At 62.1% G+C, this 5,769-nt stretch carries 7 protein-coding genes; 6 read left to right on the top strand and 1 reads right to left on the bottom strand.

What is annotated here, in order from left to right; translation table 11 throughout:
* The 5 genes from AAF563_25300 to AAF563_25280 all read left to right on the top strand — a co-directional run.
* Positions 1-1,002, top strand: a 1,002-nt coding sequence (locus AAF563_25300; GenBank protein ID MEM7124617.1) for an ABC transporter ATP-binding protein, incomplete at its 5' end; no start/stop codon positions are given.
* Between the two features lie 5 nt (positions 1,003-1,007).
* Positions 1,008-1,898 (top strand): ABC transporter permease, encoded by an 891-nt coding sequence (locus AAF563_25295; protein MEM7124616.1) that lies wholly within the window; start codon positions 1,008-1,010, stop codon positions 1,896-1,898.
* Between the two features lie 4 nt (positions 1,899-1,902).
* The gene (locus tag AAF563_25290) at positions 1,903-2,718 is read left to right on the top strand and encodes an ABC transporter permease (GenBank protein ID MEM7124615.1); all 816 of its coding nucleotides are present in this window, start codon (positions 1,903-1,905) and stop codon (positions 2,716-2,718) included.
* Between the two features lie 57 nt (positions 2,719-2,775).
* A complete protein-coding gene (locus tag AAF563_25285) occupies positions 2,776-3,525 on the top strand; it encodes an SDR family oxidoreductase (protein ID MEM7124614.1) in 750 nt (249 codons plus the stop codon).
* A 63-nt stretch (positions 3,526-3,588) separates the two neighbouring features.
* Positions 3,589-4,455 carry a TauD/TfdA family dioxygenase gene (locus AAF563_25280; GenBank protein ID MEM7124613.1) on the top strand — a complete coding sequence of 289 codons (867 nt, stop codon included), beginning with the start codon at positions 3,589-3,591 and terminating at the stop codon, positions 4,453-4,455.
* 12 nt (positions 4,456-4,467) lie between these two features.
* Here the strand turns inward: AAF563_25280 and AAF563_25275 are convergent, their stop codons facing one another.
* On the bottom strand, positions 4,468-5,136 hold the full coding sequence (locus AAF563_25275; protein MEM7124612.1) for a hypothetical protein: 669 nt from the start codon (positions 5,134-5,136) through the stop codon (positions 4,468-4,470).
* Positions 5,137-5,268: 132 nt separating this feature from the next.
* Between AAF563_25275 and AAF563_25270 the strand changes: the two genes are divergently transcribed.
* Positions 5,269-5,769: 4-hydroxythreonine-4-phosphate dehydrogenase PdxA (locus AAF563_25270; protein ID MEM7124611.1), on the top strand; the 501-nt coding region annotated here is incomplete at its 3' end.

The raw sequence follows: 5,769 nt of genomic DNA, 5'->3' as shown, positions 1-5,769 counted from the left end.
CAGGGCGAGTTCTTTGCGCTTCTCGGCCCTAGCGGTTCCGGCAAGACAACCTTGTTGCGCATCATTGCCGGGCTGGAGATGCCGGACGAAGGTTCCGTCTTCATCAACGGTCAGGACGTGACGGCACTGCCGCCCTATTCGCGCGGCGTCGGTATGGTGTTCCAGAACTTCCTCCTGTTCCCGCACAAGAAGGTCGGCGAGAACGTCGTCTTTCCACTGCGCATGCAGGGCCGCAGCAAGGCCGAGCAGGACGAGCGGCTGGCCTGGGCGCTGGATCTACTCAGACTTGACGGCCTGGCCGACCGTTATCCCCATCAACTTTCCGGCGGCCAGCAGCAACGTGTCGCATTGGCCCGCGGCCTGATCGCGCGCCCGGCCTTGCTTTTGTTGGACGAGCCGCTCGCCAATCTCGATCGCGAACTCAGGAAGGAGATGGAAGTCGAGGTGCGCCGCTACCAAGTCGAACTCGACATCCCCTTCATCTATGTCACGCACAATCAGGAAGAAGCGCTGACAATGAGCGACCGCATCGCCGTCATGAGCGAAGGGCGGTTCGAGCAGGTCGCCCCGAAACTAGAGGTCTATACCCACCCGACCAGCCGTTTCGTCGCCGGGTTTGTCGGACACTCCAATCGTATGGCGGGCACCTTGCGTTCGGGCGAGGGCGGCATGGCGGCGATCGATTGGAACGGCGTGACGCTCAACGTGCCGCGTCCGAACGGTCTTGCGGACGGGACCGAGGTCGAGTGTTTCGTCAAGTGCGAGAAGATGCGCATCGTCCGACCGGGCATGACGCCGGTACCGGAGCCAGCGAACAAGCTGAGCGGCACGCTGCGCGACATCATCTTCAAGGGTACGACGGCCGATTATCTGGTCGGCTTGGAGAATGGCGCTGAGCTGATGGTGAGCGAGGCGTCGCAGGATATCGATATCGCCCGCGACAAGCCGGTCGAGGTGACATGGCCGGTCGCCGACGGCGTCTGCTTCGCGGCGGAAGGCTGAGCTTCATGGCGACAGCGACAGGCGGCATGGGCAGACGGCTGGGACCCGAAGGCCGTTTCCTCCTGATGGCCTTGCCGGGCGCGCTTTTCATCATCTTCTTCCTGCTCTTGCCGATCCTCTCCATTTTCGTTTTCAGCTTCTGGCGCACCGAGAGCTACACGCTGATCGCCGACTGGAATCTCGACAACTACGGCGTCCTGTTCGGCCAAGGCACCTACATGACGTTCCTGATCAGAACGTTCATCACGGCGGTGCTGGTGTCGCTGTTCTGCCTCGTCTACGCATGGCCGATCGCCTACTTCATCGCCAAGCACGGCGACCGCTACAGGCTGCTCTTGATCCTGGCACTCGCCGCGCCCTTCTTCACCGGCATCATCCTGCGCGTGACCGGCATTCAAAGCGTCATGGGCCCGGTCGGCGTGGTCAATCTGACGTTGATGGAATTCGGTCTTCCGCCGGTTGAGTTCATCATGTTCACCCAGACGGCGGTCGGCATCGGCATCGTCTATCTGTTCATTCCGTTCATGGTGACGGCGATCTATCTGTCGTTGTTGAACTTCGACTTCGAGCTTCTAGAGGTCGCGAAGATCAACGGCGCCAAGCCGTGGCGCGCGTTCATCGAGATTACGTGGCCGCTGAACTGGATCGGCACGGTCATCGGCCTTGTCCTGGTCTTCGTGCCGGCGATGGCCGAGTCCATCACCTCGCGTTTCCTGGGCGGGCCAAACGCCGCTTCCTTCGGGCAGATCCTGGGCCTGCAGTTCGGCGAGACCGGCACATGGGCGCTGGGCTCGGCGATGGGCGTCCTGCTGTTCATCGTCTCGTCAGCCGTCCTGTTTGCCATGTGGCTGACGGTGAACCTGCAGCGCAGCGGTTTCACCGGCAAGGAGGGCTGAGGTCATGGGACGCCAGGCCACCGGGCGGGTCATGTTCAAGGGCAGTGCCGGACTGCTGCTGGCGAGCCTCTATGCCTTTCTCTATGCACCGATCATCTATGTCATCTACACGTCCTTCAACAAGGACCTGATCTGGCCGTTCCCGCCGCAGTGGACGTTTAGCGCCTATACGGGCCTTGCCAAGGAAAGCACCTATCACGAAGCGCTCTGGAACAGCCTGCTGCTGGGTGTCGGCAGCGCCGTCATGTGTACGGTGTTGGCGACCATGGGCAGTATCAGCATCCTGAAGTATCGCTCGCGCTGGCGCGGCCTGATCGCGGTTGCCTACCTGGCGCCTTTGTTCATTGCCGACCTGCTGGTCGGCATTTCCAGCCTGCTGTTCAATCGTCAGGTCCTGGATCTGCCCGGCAACATGGTTTCGGCCATGATCGCCAACGCTGTCCACGGCACGTCTTTCGCTTTCTTGATCATGCTCGCCCAATTGGCGCGCTACGACTGGCGTCTCGATGACGCCGCCATGGTGTTCGGCGCCAAACCGATCCGCTGCTTTTGGGAGGTCACGCTGCCGATTATCTGGCCGGCCATGCTGGGCGCCTTCATCATCAGCTTCATCCTGGCGTTCAACAATCTCGAGATCTCGTTCTACAACCTCGGCGCCATTCCGACATTGCCGACGCTTGCCTGGGGATCGCTCCGTTTCGGTCTGGACGCCGAACTCTACGCGCTAGCGGCGCTGGTCAACGGCGTCGTGCTGCTTGTCTTCACCGTCATGTATCTGTTGATGCGATACCGCATCGTCAGCTTTGGCCATCGTGAGTAACCGTCGACCGACCGCGCAACGAACCTGCTGCGGCGGTCGTATTGAAGGAGAGTGGGTATGAGTTTCGAGGGCAAGGTCGCGCTGGTTGCCGGCGCTGGCGGCGGTATGGGCTTGGCGATCGCCAGCGATCTGATCCGCGAGGGCGCCCATGTCACCATGGTCGACCTGAAGGATGAGCCCAACGACGTGCCGGATGGGCCGGGCACGGCGCTATACCTTCAAGGTGATGTGACGGACGAAACGTTCGTGAAGAGCGTCATCGACCAGACTGTCGAGGCCCACGGCAAGCTCGATCATCTGGTTAACACGACGGGCGTCCTGTGGTTCGACCGCGACAAGTCCTGCACCGTCATGGATATGGACGTCTGGGACCGTGTCATGGCGATCAACGTCAAGTCGTTTGCGCTGACCGTGCGGCATGCGATCCCGGTGATGAAGAGCAATGGCGGCGGCTCCATGGTGCACTTCGCCTCGACCGACGCCTTGCGCGGCGACAGCCAGCCCCAGGACGCCTATGGTTGTTCAAAGGCCGCGGTGGTCAGGCTATCGAAGTCGATTGCGGTGCAGTTCGCCCGCGACGGCATTCGCTCCAACACAATCCTGCCTGGCCCGGTCCACACGCCGATGCAGGCGCGCTGGGACGACAAGCCGGATGTCCAGGCGGCCATTGCCGACCATATACCGCTGGGCCGGATTGGCACCGCCCAGGACATGGCGAATGCCTGCCTGTTTCTGCTCTCCGACCACGCCGCCTATGTGACGGGCACCGAGCTCATCGTTGATGGCGGCCTGACGGCAACCCCCTGAACCCATTGACCGGGTGGGCCGGTCGCCGTAACGATTCGTGGCGATCGGACCAGGAGAGTCGTCATGAAGACCACGCCGCTGCATGACCGTTTCGGAGTTGATGTCCACGATGTCGACCTGCGCCAGGTGACCGCCACGTCCGGCTATCCTGAGATCAGACGGGCATTCGAGGCACACTCCCTCCTGCTGTTTCGCAACCAGGACCTGGATGACGCCAGTCACCTGTCCTTCGGTGAGCTGTTCGGCCCGATTGAGAACCGCTCGAAAGGCAAGATTGTCGAACCGCGCATGTCGACGGTGACCAACGTGCGTGCGGACGATACGGTCGCGCCGGAACAGGACAAACAGGTTCTGAACCTGAAGGCGAACCAGTTGTGGCATACCGACAGCACCTTCTTGCCGGTGCCGGCGCTCGCCAACATCATCACCGCCCGTGTCGTGCCGTCGAAGGGTGGCGAGACCGAATTGGCCTCAACCCGCGCGGCCTGGCAAGACATGCCCGAGGCGCTAAAGACGCAGGTGCGCGACAAGGTCCTGCATCACCGTTACGCCCATTCGCGCGCCAAGGTGTCGTCGGATCTGGCGGACCAGGCGCTCTTCACCATGTGGCGGGATCAGACATGGCGGGCGCTATGGCGCAATCCCGTCAACGGTGAGGACGCGCTCTATATCGCCTCTCATGCCTTCGCGGTGGAAGGGCTGGGCGATGCCGAGGGCGAGGCGCTGATCGCCGAGCTGATCGATTGGTGCACCCAGGATACCTACGTCTATACGCACCGCTGGCAGCCCGGCGACGTGCTGATTTGGGACGAGCGCGCGACGCTTCATCGCGGCATGCCCTGGCCCTATGAGGAGCCGCGCACCCTGGCGAGCATCTGCATATCGGCACGTGACGTGGACGGCCTCGACGACGTACGACCGGCCGCATAAGGACCTGTCTTTCTAAGGTATGGCGTCGAGCGCGGCTTTTAGCTGCGCGACGATGCCTTTCTTGCCGGGGGCAAAGCTCTCGTCGAACAGCGCCGTACCGATGGTCATACCGTCGACGCCGAGTTCGGCCATCAGCCGCGTCTGCTCAGGTCCCCTGATGCTGCCGGCGACAATCAACTCGCCGGGATTCAGGGCATCGCGGGCCGCGCGCACCAGGTCCACAGGGTCCGCATCGGTCGCGCGGTAGGCCAGCAAGTCAACGCCGGCCGCACCCTTCGCCATGAAGTCGCGGCAATGGACCGCTATGTCGTCTGGCGTGCCACCAAGGTCGGTCGGATGGCCCGTGGGGAAACCGGCAAACGGGTAGTACGCGATTGCCGTTCCGTCAATGACCTGGTTGATGGCCGTGATATCGCTGCCGCCAAGCAATCGGTCGATACCCAGATCGACGGCGGTTTGCGCCGATGACAGGCAGTCCTCGGGCGTTTCGCTGACGACTTCAAAGTAGCTTGTCGCGCCGGCTTCGCGAATGCCGTCGGCAAGTGCGTGCATCGTCTCCTTGGGCACGCCGACATCCTTGAAACCGATATGGCGAACACCCAACGACGCGATGGAATCAAGCACGTCCATGCAATCCGGCACGGTCTTGTCGTCGCGTGTCAGCATAAAAATCAGGTCCACGGTCCGCCCCTCGCTCACAGTCGTTCAGCGTAGGGCAATCAGTGTAGAAGCGGCCGCGCGAGACGTCATCGGCCTTTTTCGATTTCGAAAACTCGCTATACTTCCGCGCCTCCGAAACGATCGATACGGCCCATGTCCGATCCCCAACATCCCATCGCCGTCACCATGGGCGATCCCGCCGGTATCGGGCCGGAGATCATCGCCAAGGTATTTGCCGAACCGGAGTTTGGGCCGCCCGCGGTTGTCTATGGTGATCCGGGGATCATGCGGCGCGTGGTCAACCATCTTGCCATTCCCGTCGATGTTCGCGAGATCAAAGCACCCGCCGACGCGCGACCGCAGCCGGGATCTGTCGACGTCATTGCCGTGTCGGACCTGGGCGATGACTTTGCCATTGGTAAGGTCGACGCGCGCGCTGGCGAAGCCGCCTATCACTACATCACCGAAGCGATTGCGGCGGCCATGAAGGGCGATGTGTGCGCTATCGCCACAGCGCCCATCAACAAGGAGTCGTTGAAGCTGGCCGGTGTGCCCTATCCCGGTCATACGGAGATGCTGGCCGACCATTCAGGCGCCAGCGACTACGCGATGATGCTGTTCAACAACGAGCTGCGCGTCATCCTCGTCACCATT

The sequence above is a fragment of the Pseudomonadota bacterium genome (assembly GCA_039028155.1).
In the GTDB taxonomy this organism is placed as follows: Bacteria; Pseudomonadota; Alphaproteobacteria; order SP197; family SP197; genus JANQGO01.
Note: the sequence above shows the minus strand (reverse complement) of the source record. Positions and strands in the feature narration are given on the sequence as shown.